At 21.8% G+C, this 20,920-nt stretch carries 17 protein-coding genes; 4 read left to right on the top strand and 13 right to left on the bottom strand.

Going from position 1 to position 20,920, the window contains the following annotated elements; translation table 4 throughout:
- Positions 1-7 precede the first annotated feature (7 nt).
- The 5 genes from NPA14_RS01575 to asnS all read right to left on the bottom strand — a co-directional run bounded on the left by NPA14_RS01575 (position 8) and on the right by asnS (position 6,765).
- Positions 8-1,522, bottom strand: coding sequence for an MHO_4530 family protein (locus tag NPA14_RS01575; RefSeq protein ID WP_257075618.1), 1,515 nt, complete (start codon positions 1,520-1,522; stop codon positions 8-10).
- A 1-nt stretch (position 1,523) separates the two neighbouring features.
- Positions 1,524-3,704 carry an ATP-dependent helicase gene (locus tag NPA14_RS01570; protein WP_257075617.1) on the bottom strand — a complete coding sequence of 727 codons (2,181 nt, stop codon included), beginning with the start codon at positions 3,702-3,704 and terminating at the stop codon, positions 1,524-1,526.
- Positions 3,705-3,706: 2 nt separating this feature from the next.
- Positions 3,707-4,231: a hypothetical protein gene (locus NPA14_RS01565; RefSeq protein WP_257075616.1), complete on the bottom strand. Its 525-nt coding sequence runs from the start codon at positions 4,229-4,231 to the stop codon at positions 3,707-3,709.
- A 152-nt stretch (positions 4,232-4,383) separates the two neighbouring features.
- Positions 4,384-5,397 carry a hypothetical protein gene (locus NPA14_RS01560; protein ID WP_257075615.1) on the bottom strand — a complete coding sequence of 338 codons (1,014 nt, stop codon included), beginning with the start codon at positions 5,395-5,397 and terminating at the stop codon, positions 4,384-4,386.
- Between the two features lie 6 nt (positions 5,398-5,403).
- A complete protein-coding gene (gene asnS / locus NPA14_RS01555) occupies positions 5,404-6,765 on the bottom strand; it encodes an asparagine--tRNA ligase (protein ID WP_257075614.1) in 1,362 nt (453 codons plus the stop codon).
- Between the two features lie 133 nt (positions 6,766-6,898).
- Between asnS and NPA14_RS01550 the strand changes: the two genes are divergently transcribed.
- Positions 6,899-8,221 (top strand): C1 family peptidase, encoded by a 1,323-nt coding sequence (locus NPA14_RS01550; protein WP_257075613.1) that lies wholly within the window; start codon positions 6,899-6,901, stop codon positions 8,219-8,221.
- A 56-nt stretch (positions 8,222-8,277) separates the two neighbouring features.
- On the opposite strand, the gene NPA14_RS01545 is transcribed toward NPA14_RS01550, so the two are convergent.
- Genes NPA14_RS01545 through NPA14_RS01535 form a run of 3 tightly spaced genes read right to left on the bottom strand, consistent with a single transcriptional unit; the run spans position 8,278 to position 10,601 of the window.
- Positions 8,278-9,714 carry a magnesium transporter gene (locus NPA14_RS01545; RefSeq protein WP_257075612.1) on the bottom strand — a complete coding sequence of 479 codons (1,437 nt, stop codon included), beginning with the start codon at positions 9,712-9,714 and terminating at the stop codon, positions 8,278-8,280.
- Position 9,715: 1 nt separating this feature from the next.
- On the bottom strand, positions 9,716-10,294 hold the full coding sequence (locus tag NPA14_RS01540) for a diadenylate cyclase (RefSeq protein WP_257075611.1): 579 nt from the start codon (positions 10,292-10,294) through the stop codon (positions 9,716-9,718).
- Position 10,295: 1 nt separating this feature from the next.
- The gene (locus NPA14_RS01535) at positions 10,296-10,601 is read right to left on the bottom strand and encodes a hypothetical protein (protein WP_257075610.1); all 306 of its coding nucleotides are present in this window, start codon (positions 10,599-10,601) and stop codon (positions 10,296-10,298) included.
- Positions 10,602-10,720: 119 nt separating this feature from the next.
- On the opposite strand from NPA14_RS01535, the gene NPA14_RS01530 reads away from it, so the two are divergent.
- Positions 10,721-12,538 carry an ABC transporter ATP-binding protein gene (locus NPA14_RS01530; protein WP_257075609.1) on the top strand — a complete coding sequence of 606 codons (1,818 nt, stop codon included), beginning with the start codon at positions 10,721-10,723 and terminating at the stop codon, positions 12,536-12,538.
- Positions 12,539-12,541: 3 nt separating this feature from the next.
- On the top strand, positions 12,542-14,362 hold the full coding sequence (locus NPA14_RS01525; RefSeq protein WP_257075608.1) for an ABC transporter ATP-binding protein: 1,821 nt from the start codon (positions 12,542-12,544) through the stop codon (positions 14,360-14,362).
- A gap of 69 nt (positions 14,363-14,431) precedes the next feature.
- Here the strand turns inward: NPA14_RS01525 and NPA14_RS02930 are convergent, their stop codons facing one another.
- Entirely contained in the window at positions 14,432-14,947 is a 516-nt protein-coding gene (locus NPA14_RS02930) for a DUF4573 domain-containing protein (protein ID WP_373456867.1), read from the bottom strand.
- Here NPA14_RS02930 and NPA14_RS01520 point away from each other — a divergent pair.
- The gene (locus NPA14_RS01520) at positions 14,913-15,803 is read left to right on the top strand and encodes an endonuclease (RefSeq protein WP_373456866.1); all 891 of its coding nucleotides are present in this window, start codon (positions 14,913-14,915) and stop codon (positions 15,801-15,803) included. The two genes, NPA14_RS02930 and NPA14_RS01520, sit on opposite strands and share 35 nt — an antisense overlap.
- A 44-nt stretch (positions 15,804-15,847) precedes the next feature.
- Here NPA14_RS01520 and rpmF read toward each other — a convergent pair whose 3' ends face one another.
- From rpmF to NPA14_RS01500, 4 genes are all read right to left on the bottom strand, one after another.
- A complete protein-coding gene (gene rpmF, locus NPA14_RS01515) occupies positions 15,848-16,054 on the bottom strand; it encodes a 50S ribosomal protein L32 (RefSeq protein ID WP_257075606.1) in 207 nt (68 codons plus the stop codon).
- A gap of 84 nt (positions 16,055-16,138) precedes the next feature.
- Entirely contained in the window at positions 16,139-17,695 is a 1,557-nt protein-coding gene (locus NPA14_RS01510) for a hypothetical protein (protein WP_257075605.1), read from the bottom strand.
- Positions 17,685-20,072 carry a DUF2779 domain-containing protein gene (locus NPA14_RS01505; protein WP_257075604.1) on the bottom strand — a complete coding sequence of 796 codons (2,388 nt, stop codon included), beginning with the start codon at positions 20,070-20,072 and terminating at the stop codon, positions 17,685-17,687. Before NPA14_RS01505 ends, NPA14_RS01510 begins: the two co-directional genes overlap by 11 nt.
- Entirely contained in the window at positions 20,050-20,889 is an 840-nt protein-coding gene (locus tag NPA14_RS01500) for an MAGa7180 family putative nuclease (protein ID WP_257075603.1), read from the bottom strand. Before NPA14_RS01500 ends, NPA14_RS01505 begins: the two co-directional genes overlap by 23 nt.
- Between the last annotated feature and the right edge of the window lie 31 nt (positions 20,890-20,920).

Genomic DNA, 20,920 nt, shown 5'->3' with positions numbered 1-20,920 from the left:
GTCCTTTTTATTTCGATTTTAATTCGTAATAAATGTTAATTTCATTTTTATATTTATTAATGAATTCATCATTTAAATCCATTAATACTATTTTAGTTTTATTTTTTAAAATCATTTCTAAATTTTTTAATTTTAAAAATTGTTCATTGTAATTGTAAATTGTATTTATTATTCTTTTATCTATAATGACAGTTTTTATTTTTTTTGACAAAATAAAATTAATTATTTCATTATTTATCTCTTTTAAAATTAAATTAATTTCTAATTTATTAGCATTAATTTTAAACAATTTTTCTAAAATTAATAAATCGAATTTATTATCAAAACTTTCTAGATAAATTTTTTTATTTAAAACTAAATAGTTTTTAAAATTTTTAAATAAATCATAACAATTGCTAATTAATGATATTTTTTTATCTTTAAAAACTTCACAAATAAATTTATTTATCTTATATGTATATTTGATTTTATTTCAATAATCATTTTCTAAATAATTCAAATATTTTTTTTCAATACCTATAATTTTTAAAAAATAAAAATGCTCTAAAGGTAAATTCTTATTTTTACTAAATAATTCATATTTTTGTTCAGTAAAATTTAAATATTGATTTTTTTTATCATATTCTAATAAAGCATTTTTATAATAATCAAAATCATCAATTATAGTTTTTAATAAATAATTTTTTTCTTGAATCAAAGAAAATTTAATTTTTATTTCATAATTTTCTTTTGTTTCTTTAGAACAATCTAAACTCATATAAGTTAATTTATTAAAATATTTTTTAAAAAATAAAGAATTTTTAAAATTATCAACAATTTGCTCGGCTTTTTTTTCATATTTCAATAAATTATTTTTATTTTTAAAATTTTGCCCCAAAATAAGCAAATTATCAAAAAATATAACTTCTAATTTTGTAAATTTAATATGTAAATAGTTATTTAAATCATAAATAAAATCATCATTCAAGCCATTTGTCAAAGTATTTTCATTTAATTGAAAATTAAATAATCCGACAATTTTTTTTTGATAAACACTATTTAAATTATTTTCAATAATAAGAGGAAATTTTTTATTTAATATTTTTATTTCTTTTCATGTTAAAACACAATGATGATTTTTTTCTTCTTTATTTGGGAAAATTTTACATTTAATATCATATTTAAATTTTTTACCAACTTGTTTTATAAAATTTAATTCTAAAATTTCTTGATTATTAATTCTAAAATATTCATTAAGAATTAAATTTTTTTCGCTAGGAAATAAATCAATAAATTTTTTTAGTTCATAATATTTATTAAAATTAAAAATATTTTTTTTAACAAAATGTAAATGATGAAAACTATTAAAAAGTTTAATATTCAATCTTATAATAGTTTTATGCAAATTGTTAATTTTATAAACAGCGACTCCTTGTTTGTGAATTTTATTATTTATATTTATAATTATTATAAATAGAATTCAAACAGCAAAAAATAAGATTAAAATACTTGCTAAGATACTAAGAATAATTTCTATAATCATTTTATTTTAATAATCTTACTGAAGAATGATTTTTATTTAAAGTTTTAATACCATTTTTGCCCACAAATTGTACAACTATTGAATCGTTATTTACTTCTAATACAGTTCCTTCACCAAAAGTTGTATGGCTAATTACATCCCCAGCTATAATATTTTTATTAAGCTGTTTAATATTTTCGTCATTATTAATTGATGAAAAGTCAAAAAAAGTTTTTTCATTTTTCAAAATTTTAGATTCAATATCTAATCCCATTTCTTTTAAAAATCTAGAAGGAGTTTTATTAATATTTTTATCACCATAATATCCTCTGCTATCACTAATAAATAAACGTTTTTTAGCCCTTGTTATGGCCACATAAGCTAATCTTCTTTCTTCTTCTAAAAATTCAAAATTATTTTCTAATGCTCTACGATGCGGAAAAATTTGGTCGTTCATTCCAACTAAAAAAACATTATCAAATTCTAAACCTTTGGCCGAATGTATAGTCATTAACGTTACATGATTAGTACCATTATCATATTCATCTCCAGCACAATAAAGAGAAATTTCTTCTAAATATTCTTTAATTCCTTTGTCTGGATTTTTCTTTTCTCAATTTTTTATAGAATTCAATAATTCTTTAACATTTTCTTCTCCTGTATTTTTTAAAGCAGGATCAGTTTTAATGTAATTTATATAACCAACTTCTTTTAATAAAGAAAAAATAGTTTCAAAAATAGAATATTTTTCTAAAGCTTTGTTATGCTTGCGAATAGAATTTAATAAAGAAATAATATTAGCTAAAACAGTTTTGGAAACGTTTAATTCTTTATAATGTTTAATTAAGGAATTAAATAATGTTTCTTGTTTTTCTTGAGAAAAATTTATTAATTTGCTTAAAGTGGATTCACCAATTTTTCTTGAAGGTGTATTAATAATTCTTATTAATGATACATCACTAAAATCATAAGCAACTCTTAAATAACTTAAAACATCTTTTATTTCTTTACGTTGGAAAAATTTTTGACTATCGCTAATTTTATAATTAATATTTTCTTTTATTAATTCTTCTTCAAATGAACGAGAATAATAATTAGAACGATAAAAAATTGCTATATTTTTTAATTGAATTTTTTGTTTTTTTAATTCATTTATTTTTTGAACAACTCATCTAGCTTCTGCTTCTGTGCTAAAAGCGTGTATGAAATCAATTTCATTACCTTGTGGATTATTTGTAATTAAATCTTTTTCAAAACGATTTTTATTATAATGAATTAATTTGTTAGCAGCATCCAGAATGTTTTGAGTAGAACGATAATTAGTTTTTAAAATAATTGTTTTAGTATTAGAAAAATCCTTATGAAAATCTAAAATTAAATTAACATTTGCTCCTCTTCATGAGTAAATAGTTTGATCAGGATCTCCTACTATTGTCAAATGAGTGTTTTCATTAGTTAATTTTTTAACAATTTCATATTGCAAACTTGAAGTATCTTGAAATTCATCGACTAAAATATAAGAATAAAAATTTGCTCATTTTTTACCAATGTTTAAATGTTTATTAAATAATTCATTTACTTTTAGAATTAAATCGTCAAAATCAAAACAATTTTTTAATTTAAGATTTTGATTGTATTCTTCAAACATTTGTCCTATAACTTTATTGGTTTGAATAATAACTGAATCCGTTTCTTTTTTATTAAGATAAATAGTTAATTCATCACCGGTAAAATTATTATTTTTAGCTAGTGAAAAAAGATTAAGCAAACGACTATATTTAATATCTTGTGTATTTAAATTATGAATTTTATAAATTGAATCAAGAATAATTTTTTTATCTAAATCATCAACTATTTGAAAATCATTATTAAAACCTAAATTATGTGCTTCAATTCTAAGTATTTTTGCACATAAAGCATGAAAAGTAGTTATTTCTGGTTTATTATTTTCAGTATTATTAGTATATTGCATTACTCTTTCATTCATTTCATTAGCTGCTTTATTAGTAAAAGTCAATGCTAAAATTTGCCTAGGAGAAATACCTAAAACATTAATTAAATATGCAATTTTTCTAGTTAAAACTCGAGTTTTACCGCTACCTGCACCAGCAATTATTCTCAGAGGTGTATCAAAATAGTTTAAAGCTTCCAATTGTTCTGCATTTAAATCTTTTAGAATTTTATCTTTTTTAATATTTTGCATAACTACCTCTTTTCCTCTATATAGTGATACTTTTTGTTATGATGTTTAAATGGTATTAATTTAACTTCTTTGTTAAATTTTTCTAAATTATAATGTTTAATAAGTACTACTCTAGATGAGCATAAATAATCTAAAATACCTACTTTATTTTTCTTAATTAACAAAGATACATAATGAGCTGAAATTAATAAAAGATTTAATGTTATTAAAGTTGTGATAATTCGATAAATAATAATAATTTTGACGTTATAAGTAATTTTATTTTCTTTATTGGTAATTGAATTAATAAAATTTTTGAAAAGTTCTAAATCTCATGGATAAATTAAACATAAAATTATTAAAGAAATTAAAACATATAAAAAGAAATTAAAAATAGCTCTTTTTAAAACTATTAAAAATAATTTATTTTTTTCATTGTTGTATAAATTAATATATTGCAATCTGGTAAAAATCATTCCCAATGTTTGCCCGTTGGAAACAAAAGGAATAATGATAAAATAACTAAAAGATGCAATGAAACTAAACATAAAAAATAAATATCAATTACGAATTAAAAATAAATTAGTTTTGTTTATTAAAAAATAATATTGAATAACTATAAGTGAAAAAAATATTATTAAATCAATTATATTTGAAATAAATCTATGGATAAAATTTGCATTCTTATGTAAAATCATTTTTATAAAACATTAATTAAATTATTTATATTTTTATCATCAGGTATAGATTTTAAATATTTACTTTCAATTTTATTTTGATTCAAGTAGAAATTAGTATTATAAAAATTTAAACCAGTGTTTTGTTTTTTTATAATGAATGATAATATTTGGTGATAAATTTTTTCTTTTTTAAATTCTTTTAATTCTTTGTTTTTATTTCATGTATAAAAAGTTTCGCTTTTACCCAGATTAATTAATGTTGCTAGAAATATTTGAATAAAATATAATTCAGCATATTCAATTTCATGTGTTAATTTCAAATCGTTAACAATGATATATTCTTTTAAACGATTAAATTGATCTAATAAAATATTTATATTTAAATCATTGGTCAAATTAACATATTGACTAAAAATTATTTCGTTTGAAAAATAATAAGATTTGGCTTTTAACATTAAAAAATAAACTAATTCTAAACAAAAAATACTACTGTTTGCCTTAGAAGGTTTAAATTTTATGAATTGTTGAATTAATTTTTTATTTATTAATTTATTGTTAATAATAGGGAATGTATAAGCAAGTAAAAATGGATATTTTTTTAATAATTCACCATTATTATAAAAATTTTCTTCGATTCTTGAATTTACATATCATTTAACATCTCCTTTGAATAAAGGTGTAAATTCAATGATGTCTGGTTCTTTTTCGCAATTTAATAATTTATCTAAATCGTTTATAAAAGTTTTTTTTATGTGAGTATTAGGAAATAAAATATTAACATAATCGTTTTTCACTAAATGAAAAGCAATACTGATATCATTTTGAGTTGTTCTTTTTTTAGTATTTAAAATGAACTTTAATCTTGAACCAAAAAAAGTCAAATATTTTTCAAAGACTTTAAAAATGCTTTTGGAATTATTTTTCAAAGCTAAAATTATTTCAAAATCTTGATTATTTTGTTCTCTTAGTTTATATAAAACATCTTCTAAAATAAAAGGATTGTCTATTTCAGGAATTATTAAAGAAATTTTCATATTCACCTACATTTTTATATTGCCTGATGTTCTTGGATAAGGAATAACATCTCTTATATTATCAATTCCAGTTACATACATAACTAATCTTTCAAAACCTATACCAAAACCACTTGAACCAGAATTACCAAATTTTCTTAAATCTAAATATCATTGTAAATCTTCTTGCGAAATGCCAATTTCTTTTATTCTATTAAGTAATTTATCTTCTCTAACTTCTCTTTGACTGCCACCAATTAATTCTCCTATTCCAGGAACTAATAAATCAAAAGCAGCAACTGTTTTATTATCATCATTTTGATACATATAAAATGCTTTAAAATCTTTAGGAAAATTAATTAAAGCTACAGGGCCTTTTATTAATTCTTCGGCTATATATCTTTCATGCTCTGTTGCTAAATCTAGACCAAAAACAATATTTTTTTCTTCAAAGCGATCTTTTACTTTTTCTAAATGAGTTATAGCATCTTTGTAATCCAAAATTTGTAATTTTTTGTTTAAAAAATTGTTTAATTTATTTCTTAAATTTTTATCAACTGTTTCTTCTAAGAAATCAAACTCATCTTTATGAATTAATAAAGTATTTTTAATAACTGATTTCAATAAATCATCAGCTAAATTAATTATATTTTTAAGATCATAAAATGCTACTTCAGGTTCAATCATTCAAAATTCTGCTGCGTGTTTTTTAGTATTAGAATGTTCAGCTCTAAAAGTAGGAGCAAATGTATATATTTTTTTATATCCTAGTGCAAAGCTTTCGCCATGTAATTGACCTGTTACACCTAAGGTTGCCTTTTTTGAACCAAAAAAGGGATTATTTGTATTTTCATCGTTAACAACAAAAGTTTCTCCTGCTCCTTCGCCGTCATTGCTTGTTATAATAGGAGCATTAAAATAAAGAAAATCATGTTCTCTAAAATATTTGTGAATTTCAAGAGCTAATGTTGATCTAATTAAAAAAACCGATCTTAATAAATTAGTTCTATGTCTTACATGAGGAATATCTCTTAAAGTTTCTAAATTAATTTGTTGTTTTTGAATTGGAAAAGATGAATCAGTATCTTTTAAAATTTCAAAATTTATGGCTTCTAATTCACATTTTTGATTAGAGTTTGGAGTATATCTAATTATTCCTTTTACTTTAACTGCAGCTCCTAAATGTAAAAATTTATCATCTAATTGTGTTAAATCTAATTTATCATTTTTTGCAACAACTTGTAATGATTTAACAGTAGAACCATCATTAATACTTATAAATCTTATTTTATTATTTCCTCTATTGGCTGTAACTCATGCTAAGATAGTAACGTTTTTTTGGTCAAACTCTATAGTCTCTAGTAAAATTTTTTTTATAGTTATATCCATTAGTAACCTCTTATAATTTCATAATATTAAAATGTTATAAATTATATTTATAATTTTACCATAAATAGGCGATAATTTAAGTAGTTATGTACTAATGAATTTAGCAAATAATAAAAAATAAAAGGAAAAAATCATGCAAATTAATAAAGAATTTTTAGATAATTGTTTTAAAAAATATAAAAATAATTCTTTTAATAAAATTATAGAAAATGCTATTACAAAAAATGGCATCAAAAACGCAACCTATAATAATGATATGCAACGTATTCATAATTTTGAATTTTCTTTACAAATAGAAAAATTAGGTATGACAAATCAAAAAAATTCCGGTAGATGTTGAATTTTTGCTGCATTAAATATTCTTAAACCTATAGTAGCAGAAAAATTAAATCTTAAAGAATTTGAATTATCACAAAATTATTTACTTTTTTGAGATAAATTAGAAAAAGCTAACACTATTTTGCAACTTTTTATTGATAATCCTAATTTAGATTTTAATGATCGTTTATTTATTACTTTTATGGATAATATAATAGGTGATGGCGGTTATTATGAATGGGCGCAAAGTTTAATTAAAAAATATGGAATTGTTCCAAAAAATATCATGGAGGAAGTATCAAATTCATCAGATACTAATGACTTAAATGATGTTTTACAAATTCATTTAGTTTCAACTATTAAAAGTATTCAACATGCAATTAACGCTAAAAATGATCTTTTATTAGCGCAAAAAATTAAACTTAGTTCATTAGAAAGAATTTTTGAAATTTGTTCTAAAGCTTTAGGTTTACCCCCAGAAACTTTTACTTTTGAATATCGTGATAAAGATGATAAATTTCATAAAATAAAGGATATTACTCCTTTAAATTTTGCCAAAGAATATGCATTAATTGATGAATTAAATATGGTTAATTTAACGGATGATCCTAGAAATAAACATCCTAAAAATACTATATTGAAAGCTAAGTATTTCACTTCAGTTTTAGAGGGTGATAAATTAACTTTCATAAATACAACAATTAATGAAATAAAAAAGACGGTTATAGAATCACTTCAAAATAAAAAACCAGTTTGATTTGATTGCGATGTTGCTGCTTTTAGTGATAGTAAAAAAGGAATAATGGATTTAAATCTTTTTTCTTATGAACAAACCTTAAGACCTTTTAATAATCTTAATAAAGAAGATAGAGTTAATTATCGTTTAAGCGCTCCTACGCACGCTATGACTATTGTCGGAGTAGATTTGGATGATAATAACCAGCCATTGAAATGAGAAATTGAAAATTCATGAGGTGATAAAGTAGGTTCAAAAGGGTATTTTTCAATGAGTGATGAATGATTTAATGAATATGTATTTGGTGTGATAGTAGATGAAAAATTTGTTAATTCAAATATTTTAGAAACAGCTAAAAATAATACTATTATTGAATTAGAACCTTGAGATATTCTTTCATAAAAAATTATTAAAAAATCATTTTTAGTTTTTAAAATACTAAAAATGATTTTTTTTTATTATATTATTTGTCTTGCAATTACTAAAGAAATTATCATTAAAGAAATTGAAATTAATGTTGCTAAATTTCCTAAAAAAACCGTTGAAAAAGTAGATAAATTCTTTTTATATTTAATGGCATAAATAGGTATAGAAGTGCCTATTAATGCAGATAATAAAGTGCTTATTACAATAACTAGTGTGCTGCTAATAATTAAAGTATGTGTTAATTCTTTTTGTTGTTTTAAAGAAGTTAATAATCAATTTTGAATTGTAAAATCTCCTTTAATAGCATAGTAAATATATAATCTTAAAATATTAATTAAAGCTAAAATTAAACTTATTATTATTGCTGTTTGAATTTCTTTTTTCAAAACTTTTTTATAGTCTTTATCTGTTATTTCTTGTAATTCTAAATTTCTTTTAATTGTTATATAACTATGTCTTGATGTCATAATTGGAACACTAATAACAATTGGTAATAAGGCAGCAAAAGTAGTTTCAAAAGTATTATCTTTAAGAAAAACATCAATAATAATTTGAATCAAAGTACTAAAAATAATAGTAATTATTAATCAAAAAATTCTGCTTTTGACTAAAGTTGAAATTGGCATTTTCAAATAATCATAATTATTTGAATCTTTAGCATTTATACCTACATCACTATAAATATTTTCTGTGGCTTTTTCATTAATAACATCTATAACATCATCGCTTGTTATCATACCGATAAGTTTTTTTTCATCATTTACAACAGGTAAAACTGAAAAATCATTTTCGCTAAAAACTTGAGCTGCTTTTTCTTTAGTGTCATTAGCATTAACAAAAGCTGATGGAGAATATAAATCATCGATTTTAGTTTCAGGATTTGAAAAAATAATTTCTTCTAAAGTGATAGAACCAAGTAATTTTTCCATTTCATCAATAATATAAAAATAATGAACTATTTCTGCATTTTTATTTTTAAAATCTTTTTTAATTTTATTTAACGCTTGTTCACAAGTCAAATTATTATTAAGTGAAGAAATATCAACACTCATAATATTACCTACTTGTTCTTCATTATAACTGAGAATTTTGTTTAATTCTTCTCTTTTATCATTAGAAATATAAGCATAAATTTTTGATTTTTCATTTTCATCTAATTCTTCTACAACATGAGCTAATTCATCACTTTGTAAATTTTGTAAAAGTTTAATTTCTCATTTATTTGTAAAAGAAGTCGCTAATTCTTTTTGTAATTCTACATTTAAATAAGCAAATGTTTCACTGGCTAAATCATCATCAAGATTTTTGAGAACATATTTAATTTGTTCTATTGTGAAATTTTCTAAAATTTCAGCAAGTTCAGCATAAGGAATTTCATCTGCTATCTTTTTAATTTGTGTTTTATCTTCCTTTTTTACAGCTTCAAGAAGCAATTCATTTCAATTCAATATTTCATTTTGATCTGACATATTAATCCTTTAAATATTTAATAAGTTGTTCTTGGAATTGTTCAATTCTTATATCATAAAAATTACCGTTTTTAACAAATTTAACTTCACCTGTTTCTTCACTAACAATTATTGTAGTTGCATCACAAATTTCGCTTATGCCTACTGCCGCTCTATGTCTTGCGCCATATTGATTATTAATTGATTTTTTAGTAATTTTGTAAAAAGTAGAAGCATAATAAATTTTATTTTCTCTTATAATTACAGCTCCATCATGTAAGGGGCTAGTTTTATTAAAAATAGCAATTAATAAACTAGAAGAAATGTTAGCATTTAATATAACACCATCAGTTCTTAAATTCTCGATATTGTCGTTATTTTCAATAGTTATTATTGCTCCTATTTTATTTTTTGAAAAATATTCAATCGCTTCTCTTAATTGATTAATTAATCTTAATTGACTGCTTTGACCTAATTTTTGATATTGATTTTTGCGATTTTTTGTTTTGATTTTTTGAACAATTAAAGGTCCTATAACAAAAATAAAAATTATTGAAACAATTGTTAAATTAATAACTAAAAGTATTAATAAATAATTCATTTTAACCTTGTTTTCCTATGAGATAAGCTACTATAACTAAGATTATTAAAACAATAAAAATAAGGGCAATGGATAAGGAACTAATTAAAATTCTTTTTTTATATTCTGTTTTATCAATTGTTAGTTTTTTTAATAAACAATTTGGTTCTTGACACTCAAGATTTTCTAAATTCAAAGCATTAATATTTACTAGTGCTGGATTATTCAATTCATTTTGATTTTCTTGATGCAAAATTTCTAATAATTCACGTCTTTCTTTAATTTTTTGTTGACTAAGAAGTGGATCACGATCATCTAATTTAGCCATTTTGCTCCTTTATTATATTTTGTATTTTATTAATATTTAATATATAAAAATAATTATATATTAATTTAATTATTTTAGTTTTTGTTATTGTTTATAATTAATAATTATGAAAGGTTAATATGCTTAAAATAATTAAATTATTAACACCCAAATTAAAATTTATTGCCATTTTAACGATGTTTTTATCGTTGTTGCAACCTTTTTTATCAACTATAATTCCATCAATTACTAAAGTTTTAATTTCCTTAGCTACACAAACTCAAGAAAATTCTTTGCCCATAATAAGAATTATTTTTTGAAATATTGAAGCAAAAAGTTATCATGAAGCCATTTGAATGGTAATATTATTAACTATAATTTTTGCCGTTTTATTAATGATAGTTTCTTATAGTGCATCAATTTTAGCCTGAAATGTAGCAATTCAAGGTATTTATCAATTAAGAAAAAGACTTTTTCATAAATTAATTTATTTAAAACAAAATGATATTGATCAATTTAGTGAAGGTACAATTATTTCACGTTTTACTAATGATATGCAAAAATTAAAACAAGGACTTAACACTTTAGTAAGACATGTATTAGTTTCTCCATCATTTATTATTTGAGGTTTGTTTTTTGCTTTATCTACTAATGTTTATTTATCAATAAGTATTGTTATTATTGCTCCTTTTTTAACTTTAGGAGCGTTTTTGGTTTTAAAAAAATTAATGCCTTTATACATTAAAGAAAATATTACTGTTGATCAACTAAATAATACTGCTAGAGATGATTTGAGTGGAATTGCCGTAATTAAATCTTATAATTTAGAAAATAAAAGATTAGATAATTATAAAATGCATGCAGATAATTCGCGTAATACTTCTTTAAAAGTAAATATTTTTTCTGCTACTGCGTGACCTTTATTAGATTTAATTAGTATATTAGGAAATGTAATTTTATTTTTAATTATAGGAATTTTAATTAAATTAAATGCTTTAGGAACTAATAGTAAAATAATTGGTGAAATTTATCAATTTAGTACCTATTTAACTATGGTTACTAATTCTATATTTTTTACTTTATTTACAATTAATCGCTTATTAAGATCACAAACAGCTGTAAAAAGATATTTTGAAATTTTAAATTTAGAAACTAATAAAAATAATAATGCAAATTTTCTTTATGATAATATCGAATCTGCAAGTATAGAATTTAAAAATGTTTCTTTTGTTTATAAAAATGTAAACACTAAAAAAGAAACAATAGAAAAAAATGCTTTAAAAAATTTAAATTTCAAAATTGAACATGGTCAAAAAATTGCTATTATTGGTAAAACCGGATCTGGCAAAAGTACTTTAGCTAAATTATTAACCAAAGAATATTTATTAACTGAACAACAAGGAGAAATTTTAGTTGATAATAAAAATATAAATCAAATAAACACAGTTAATTATTTAAAAAATATTTCCCATATTTATCAAAAACCTAAATTAATAAGTGGCTCTATTAAAGATAATTTATTATTAGTTAATAATGAAATCAATCAAAATAATATAAGTAAAAATTTAGATATTTCAGCTTCTAATTTCGTTTGAGATTTAAATAATCAATTAGATTATGAATTAACTCAAGGGGCAAAAAATCTCTCCGGCGGTCAAAGACAACGTTTGTCTATTGCGCAAGCTTTAGGTAAAGAATTTAAAATATTGATAATTGATGATGCAACTAGTGCTTTAGATAATGAAACAGATCAAATCGTTAGATCAAAAATACTTACAAATTATCCCGACACTACTTTAATTATTATTGCTCAAAGAATCAATGCTATCAAAGAAGCTGATAAAATAATAGTTTTAAATAATGGGCAAATGGTTGGTTTTGGAACCCATGATGAACTTTTAAAAAATAATATTCATTATCAAGAAATTTATGCTAGTCAACAAGAAAAAGGAGAATAAAAAATGGCAAGATTTGCTTATATGCAATTCAATTCTAAAAAAGAAAAATTATCTTTTAAAGAATTTATAAGATTCATGAAAAAAATAAATTTGTCTTGAAAGCAATGATTGATAATAATTTTTTTAGGATTATTAATACCCTTATCTTCTACTCTAGCAACTTGATTAATTGGTTATATTATTGATAATTTTTTTAATTTAGCTAATTTTAGTTTTCAAGATTTTGATTTTACGTTATTTTTTATTTTAATTTTACTTTTAACCACAAATTATATTATTTTTAAATTGATGTTAATATATCAAAGACGTTTAATTAATAAAACAGTTATAAATATGATTTTTAATTTACGTGTTCAAACTTATCAAAAAATACAATCTATGTCTATTAGTTATTTTGATACACAAAAAATTGGTAATTTAATGTCAACTTTAATTAATGATATTAATAATATATTGCAGTCATTAATCGATATGTTAACTAATTTTATTAATATATTTTTTCAATTTTTAATTATTTTTATTTTTATTTTTCTTTATGCTCCTTTTTTAGGTTTGATAACATTATTTTTAATTCCTTTATCTACTTTTATTTTGTATTTATTTATAAAAAATAACCAAAAACACTTTTTAAAACAACAAAATACTTTAGCTGATTTTAATGCTTATCTTGAAGAAATTTTAAATGCTTTATCTTTAATTCGTTTACACAATCAAGAAAATAAAATAATTGATATTTTTGATAAATATAACAAGGCAATGATTAAACCTGATTTTAATGCGGCTAAAAATATATCTTTTACTTTTCCTTTTTTGCATTTTATAAAGTTTATTAATTTAATTACTATTATTGGTTTAGGTGTTTATTTCTTAATAAATAATATAAATAATGGAGGAATAGCAGAGTTAAAAACTGGCGTTTTAATTTCTTTATCAATTTACATTACTAATTTAACTGATAACATTTCTCAAATTCTAGAAATAGTTAATAGTATTCAATTAGGTTTAAGCGGTATTTCTAGAGTAGAAAAAATTTTAAATTTACCAGATAAAAAAGAAAATGAATTAAGAGAATTAAAAATTTCAAAAGCTGAAGTAGAATTTAAAAACGTAAACTTTGCTTATCCTAGTTTGCCAAATAAACAAGTATTATTTGATATTAATTTTAAAATTTTAGAAGGAAAATCAGTAGCATTGGTTGGTAAAACAGGCTCAGGTAAAACAACAATAGCAAAATTATTAGCAAAATTTTATCAACCAACTTCAGGAGAAATTACAATTGATAATCAAAAAAGCATTGATATATGTGAACAATCATGAAGAAATCAAATTGATACTATTATGCAAGATGTTTATATTTTTAACGCTACGTTAAGAGAAAATTTAACTTTATTTAATAATCAAATAACAGACGAACAAATTTATTCAATAGTTGAAAAAGTTATAGGTAAAGATTTTATTGACGATATTCCTGAAGGTTTAAATGCGAAATTAGAATCGAATGCTAAAAATTTAAGTCAAGGACAAAAACAATTAATTTCAATTATAAGAGCCTTATTAAGTTCTAAACCAATAATAATTCTAGACGAAGCAACAAGTGATATTGATACAATAACTGAATTACGAATAAAAAAAACTATGAATTATTTAATAAAAAATTGTTCAACTTTAATAATTGCCCATCGTTTAAGTACAATTGTTAATTGTGATTTAATTTTAGTTATAAAAGACGGCAAAATCGTTGAAAAAGGCAATCATAAAGAATTAATGGCTTTAAATGGTTATTATAAATTACTTTATAATTCAGGTTTTGATGAAAATATTTAATTATTCTAGAAATAGAATAATTTTTTATATAAATATTTTAATTTTTTCAAATATAAAATAATAAAATTATTATGCTATGATAAAAAATAAATTTAAAAAATTATTATTAATTTTACCAGCTACATTAAGTTTTGTGCCTGTTTTTGCAGCAGCTTGTGAAACTGAAGTAAAAACAACAACCCCTTCAACAGGCGAAACCCCTTCAACAGGCGAAACCCCTTCAACAGGCGAAACCCCTTCAACAGGCGAAACCCCTTCAACAGGCGAAACCCCTTCAACAGGCGAAACCCCTTCAACAGGCGAAACCCCTTCAACAGGCGAAACCCCTTCAACAGGCGAAACCCCTTCAACAGGCGAAACCCCTTCAACAGGCGAAACCCCTTCAACAGGCGAAACCCCTTCAACAGGCGAAACCCCTTCAACAGGCGAAACCCCTTCAACAGGCGAAACCCCTTCAACAGGCGAAACCCCTTCAACAGGCGAAACCCCTTCAACAGGCGAAACCCCTTCAACAGGCGAAACCTCTGATAAAAAATCAGAAACAAACTCTATAAATAAATCAAATGAAATTTTATCTAAATACATTTATGATAATACAAATAATTACTATGCTTCAGCTGAAGGTAAAAGAGGTATAGAATTATGAAATGAATTAGTAAAAATTCAAAAAAATAAAAGAAATCAAATAGGCTCATATTCTGACCTTTATGATATTTATAGACAATCTGATATTGATCAAGAATTTGAAAACGACGGTACTATAGTTGATATTTATAGTGAAAATCCAAATGGTGAAGATCCTTATTCTTATAATGTTAATAATTTTCACGGTAGATCAACCTCATATGGCGGCGGTGTAGTAACTGGAAAAAAATTACAAAATGGCGAAGGTTCAAGATTTAATAGAGAACATGTTATACCACAATCATGATTTAATCGTGATGTTCCAACTAGACATGATCCTCATTTTGTTTTACCTACTGATGAAGTAGTTAATGCTAGAAGAGGTAATGATCCACATGATAATGTTGATAAACCAACTTTTGTTTCTTTAAATGGAACTAAAGTAAAAGATAAAGTTGCTGCTGAACCAATAGATGGTTTTAAAGGTAATGTAGCTAGAATATATTTCTACTTTCAATTAACACATGGTAATGGTTATGCTCAAAAAGGTTCACAAGTTTTTAGTAATGCTTTTCCTTTTTTTCAAGAACATTATTTAAATACTTATTTGGAATGAGCGAATAAAGATCAAGTAGAAAAATTTGAAATTAAACGAAATAATGTTATATCAAAATATTTTAGTAATAAAAATACAAATGTTAATGAAAATGAAGGATTAAGAAATCCGTTTATAGATTATCCGAATCTACCTGAATTAATATGAGGTAATGGCAATGAAACATTTGTAAATAAAGGCGTTTTAGTTGGTTTAAATTAATATAATAAAAAATAACACTATATATAAAATAGTGTTATTTTTTATTATTCAGCTTTTTTACGATCGTCTAAACTCTTGTAGCCTTGTACTTTTTTACCTTTATAAAAACCGCAAACATAACATACTACATGTTGTTGAATCATGTTTGAACAATTGCTACATGAAATTAAATTTTGAACAGGTAAAGCATCATGTGTACGTCTTTTATGTTTACGTTGTTTAGATGTTTTACGTTTTGGAACGATAGCCATTTTACTGTCCTCCTTTTATAAATTTACGCGTAAATATATAACGTGTTAATTATAGCAAAAAGATAAAATTTAAGATTAATAAAGCTAATTATTTGTTGAATCATTTAATAAATTTTGAATTAATTGTTGTCCTGTTTGAATTTGACTTAAAATTGCAGCTGAGGAATTAACTATATTATCAATATTATCTACTAGATTAGGATTATTTATTACAATTTGTAAATTTTGCATGATGTTTAAAACATTTTTAATTTGCACATTTTTAGTATTTTCATAAGTTTTTAAATAATAATTAACTAATTTATTTGCTTCTTCAATTATTGAAAATAAAATTTGATTATTTAAAGTTAAAAGTTTATTGTTATATTCTTGAATAATTTTTTCTACTTCTAGTGTCATTTGATCAATTTGTTCATCATCAAATGATAAAATTTTATTATTTTCAATTAATAAAAAATAAGTTTCTTGTGTAAAATTATCCAGTTGTTCAGTTATATAAGCATTAAATTTACTAAGAATTCTATTTTTTTGTAACATCGAATTAAATATAGTTTCTTCTAAAAATTTATATTGTTCATTGACTTTATTATAATTATTTAATTTGTTTGTATAGTCTAAAAGATAATTATTAGTTTGTTCTTTTATTGTATTTAAATTATCAATTTCTTCCTGAGTTATAGTTTCATCAAAAATTAAAAATTTATTTTTAAAATCTATAATAGCTTTTTCTAAATATTTAGCTGTGTATATTGGTCTTTGATTATTTATATTAATTAATTGTCAATAACTATTTGAAATATCATTTACATATTCTTCAAATTTTTCTTTAGTATTATTAGATATTTTGTTAAATTCTATTAGTATTTGATAATATAAATCAAAGTTTTTTTTATATTCATTGATAATTTGTATTCCTTCAGTAAAATCATTTTTTTTACTATCAAAAGAAATTAAATTTTGTTCTAATTCTGTAATTTTTTCATTTAAACTATTTATTTGTTCATTATCTTTATTTCTATTTTTAAAATTTTGTAATTGAGTTTTTAATTCTTGCGTTAAGTTATCAAAAACACTAAATTGTTTTCTATTTGATTCAATAATTTTTGTTATATTAAAATAATTTTGAGTTATAAAATATATATTTTGCAAAACAGTTTGTTTATTTAGATCTAAATTACTATCTATTTTTTTATAGTTTTGATTTAAACTATTTTTGAAATTAGTTAAATAATTTTCTTCTGGTTTAATATTATTTACTAGTTTATCCAATTTGTTTTGTTCTTGAACAAGTCTGTCAAAAAGATTATTATCAACCTTATTTTCTTTTATTACAACACTTTTAATTTTATTAACATTTATATTTTGATTTTCGGTATTTTGCAAAACATAATTATTTGGTATATGTTCGCTTAAATCATAATTATTTTTATCGTCTGCGTCAGTAATAACTATGTTTTTTATTATTGTTCCATCATTTAAAACTAATTTAACAATTTCGTTTTTATAACTTAATTCTTTTAATGCTTCAATTCTTTTTGAATAATTATTACTATCTTGATTTTGTTGGCAAGCATTAGTAAATGCAAAAGCACTTGCTACACTAGGCGCAAAAGTTAAATATTTTAAATTTTTAATTTTCATTTTTACCTTCTATAGAGAGTTTAATTTTTTTAGTTTGTTCATCGAAAAATAAATAACCATTTTCAAAATTATATGCATAATTATTTATTTCTGGAAAAGTTTTAAGAATAATTTTTTTAAAAAATGCAAAAGTTACTAACATTGCTATAACATCATTTTGACAATATTCTTTTAATTTTATTTCTTTTTCAATTCATTCTTGATCTTCTATAACATTTAAATATCTATCTATAGCTATTTTCATAGCCATTGATCCGTTTTTCACATCTAAATCAGCATATTCTTTAAAATATTCACTATATTCTAAATCATTAAATTGATTGAAATTAATTAATTTTTCGATTTTTTTAATACTTTTTTTACCAAATAATTCAAAAATAAAAAATCTTTCAATTTTATTATTATTTACAAATTCTAATGGCGTTTTAATAAATTTATTAAGTGTATTATTTTTATTTAAAAATATATTATCAATATCATTAATATTTCTTTTTTGATAATTTATTAAATCAAAAGGGAATATATAATTAATATTTTGTTCTGTACTATTTAAAAAATCCATCAAATCTAAAGTATTAAAATTTATGTGATTAATTATTTTTTCAAAATCTAAAGAATTTTCAATTGCTCTTTCTTTTAATTTAAGAATAAAATTTTTGTCGTTATTTTCAAATTTATTAAGCACTAATTTAAGAATTTCGTTGTTTCTTGTGTTTTCATAATTTTTATTAAAAACTACATAATAATCAGCTTTATTTGAATAAACGCTTAAAATATTATCTACTATATCAATTAAAGATATAGTTTTAGGATCTTTAACAATATTTAAAGCAATATTATTGTTGTGTTTTATTATTTGACCATTTATTGTTTCTATTATCGAAACTTGATTAGTAATTTGTAAATATGAATTTACTCCATCAATAATGGGAGTAACAGATGAAACACCTTCATAGTCATATCAAATATAACGTTTATTAGCTTTTAAATATTTACTAAGTTCATTAATAGCATCTTGAGTGAAATAGTTAGCTCTTTTTCTTAATTGATCAACTTTATATTTATATTTTTCAATATGATTAAAATCTAATTGTGTTCTTAAATTTTCTACATTTGCTGCGAATTCATATTTACTATCTAAATGCAATGATCTTATTTCTTTTAATAAATTTTTATTACTTCCATATACTTCGTGATAATCATATTTTAAATCTAACTGAGAATTTATGTTAGAATAAATAGGTTTATCTAAATAATAACCATTAATAATTTTATCTATATGAGATTTAAAGTCACCAAACTCTCCTTTTTCATTAAAAATTTGATCATTAGAAAAATAAAAAACAGGATAATCAGTTTTATTATTTTTTCTTTTTCTTTTGATGCTGTTAAAAGGTGAATTGTGATAGATAGCATCCATAAAAGTTAGATTTTTGTTATGTAAATTTAAACTAACTAAATTATCAAAAATTTTGCCATTATTTACTAAATTATTTATTTTTTTTATTTGAAGAAGCTCTTGATAACTATAATCAGTTTTTTTAGTATCAATGGTTTTTTTATTCTTGCTAATGTTAGCTGCTTGAGTTATAGTTAAATTTAGTTTATTTTTTAAAATTTCTTCATTGTTATTATCAAAAAGAATCATTTTTATTTGATTAATTTTAACATTAGCTAATAAAGAAATTTCGTATATAAAATTTGCTCATAAGTAATCTTTTATTTCATTACTATTTTTATATTTGACTAAATAAGCAGTCATATTTTTTTTATCTAAGGCAAAAAAATTAGCTTTTATAAAGAAAATATCATTTGCTTTTATTTTGTTATTATCTTTGTATTCAAAAATTACAGCTGGATTAATTATGTAATCTATTTTGTCATTATTGTAATAGTTGAAAAATATTTCTTTTAATTCATTAACTTTTTTTGCTTGAGGCATAAAAGCAATTTTATTTTTTGCTGGGTTTTTTAACTCATTTTTTAATAAAAAATCTAAAATTTGTTTTTGAACATTAGAATATATTAAAATATTTGATCTATTGGAAGAATCATTTTTTAAAATTTTATTATTTGTTTTTAAATCTTTTCAAAAAGTAAAACCTTCATCATTTAAATTATTTAAAATATCATATAAAAAATTATTCTCTTCTTCTTCATCATTATCTTCTTCTTCAACATTAAAATGATTTCTTGCATGATTTTTAGTAGTAAATAATTTGTAATTATTTTGATCGATTTGAGGAATTAAATAATTATTAGGATTATTAGGATCTTTTTTTTCTCAAATAAAAAAATCTTGTGATATAAATGAATTAAAATAATGTTTAAAATTAATTGTTATATGATTATTTTTACTCAAATTTAATCTCTTCATCAATTTTTCCTTGTTCTTTTCATAAATTAAATAATTCTTTTCATTCGTTTTCATTATGACATTTTAAATAATTAACCAAATCATTATCAGATCTATCTAAACGATATTGAGGTGAAATACCTAATTGCGTATATTTTAATCAAAATTCTTTAATAACTTTAATATCATCTTTTGCTTGTTCATGATTAACTTTAAATAAAAAACCTTGTGTTTGAGTTTTAAAATCAACTAAGTGAGTATTTTCATAATCATTTTCATTTAAAAAGGTTCCAACAATCATATAATGATTATACCCAAGTAAATGAGCATATAATTGTGCTTGTTTTTTATAGTCCTCAGGAATGTTGTTATTTTCATTTTCTCATTCTTTTCTTTTTTTTGCTCCAACAGCCTTAAGTTCTAAAACAATTTTTTTATTTTTAATTAGACCATCAGGCACACCACCTATAATATTTTGTTCTTTAAAATAATCATAATCAACTTTACTTGCTTCTATATGTTCAATTGTTTCATTTTCTCAAATAGATTTTAAATATTCTATTACTTTAGGTTCTAATTCTATTCCTGCTTTAATATATTTTAATTGTAAAGCAGGCATTTTTAATCTTGCAATAAAACAAAAAGCACTAAAATGGCTTTTAAAATTGTCAGTTAAAAAAATATCGCCTATTGAGGATCCACCAAATTTTTTAAAACATTCGAATTTATTAGTTGAATTTAATAATTTTAAATGATAATCTTTTGATAATCTTACTACTTGATTTTCTTCATCTAAAATATATTCTTTTCCATTGTATGCACGTTTTTTTAAATTCATTTTTACTCCTATTATTTATTATTGTTTTTAT

It is taken from the genome of Mycoplasma sp. 1018B (assembly GCF_024582675.1).
Classification (GTDB): Bacteria; Bacillota_I; Bacilli_A; order Mycoplasmatales; family Metamycoplasmataceae; genus Mycoplasmopsis.
The sequence above is the reverse complement of the archived record's forward strand: the minus strand, read 5'-3'. Positions and strand labels throughout refer to the sequence as shown.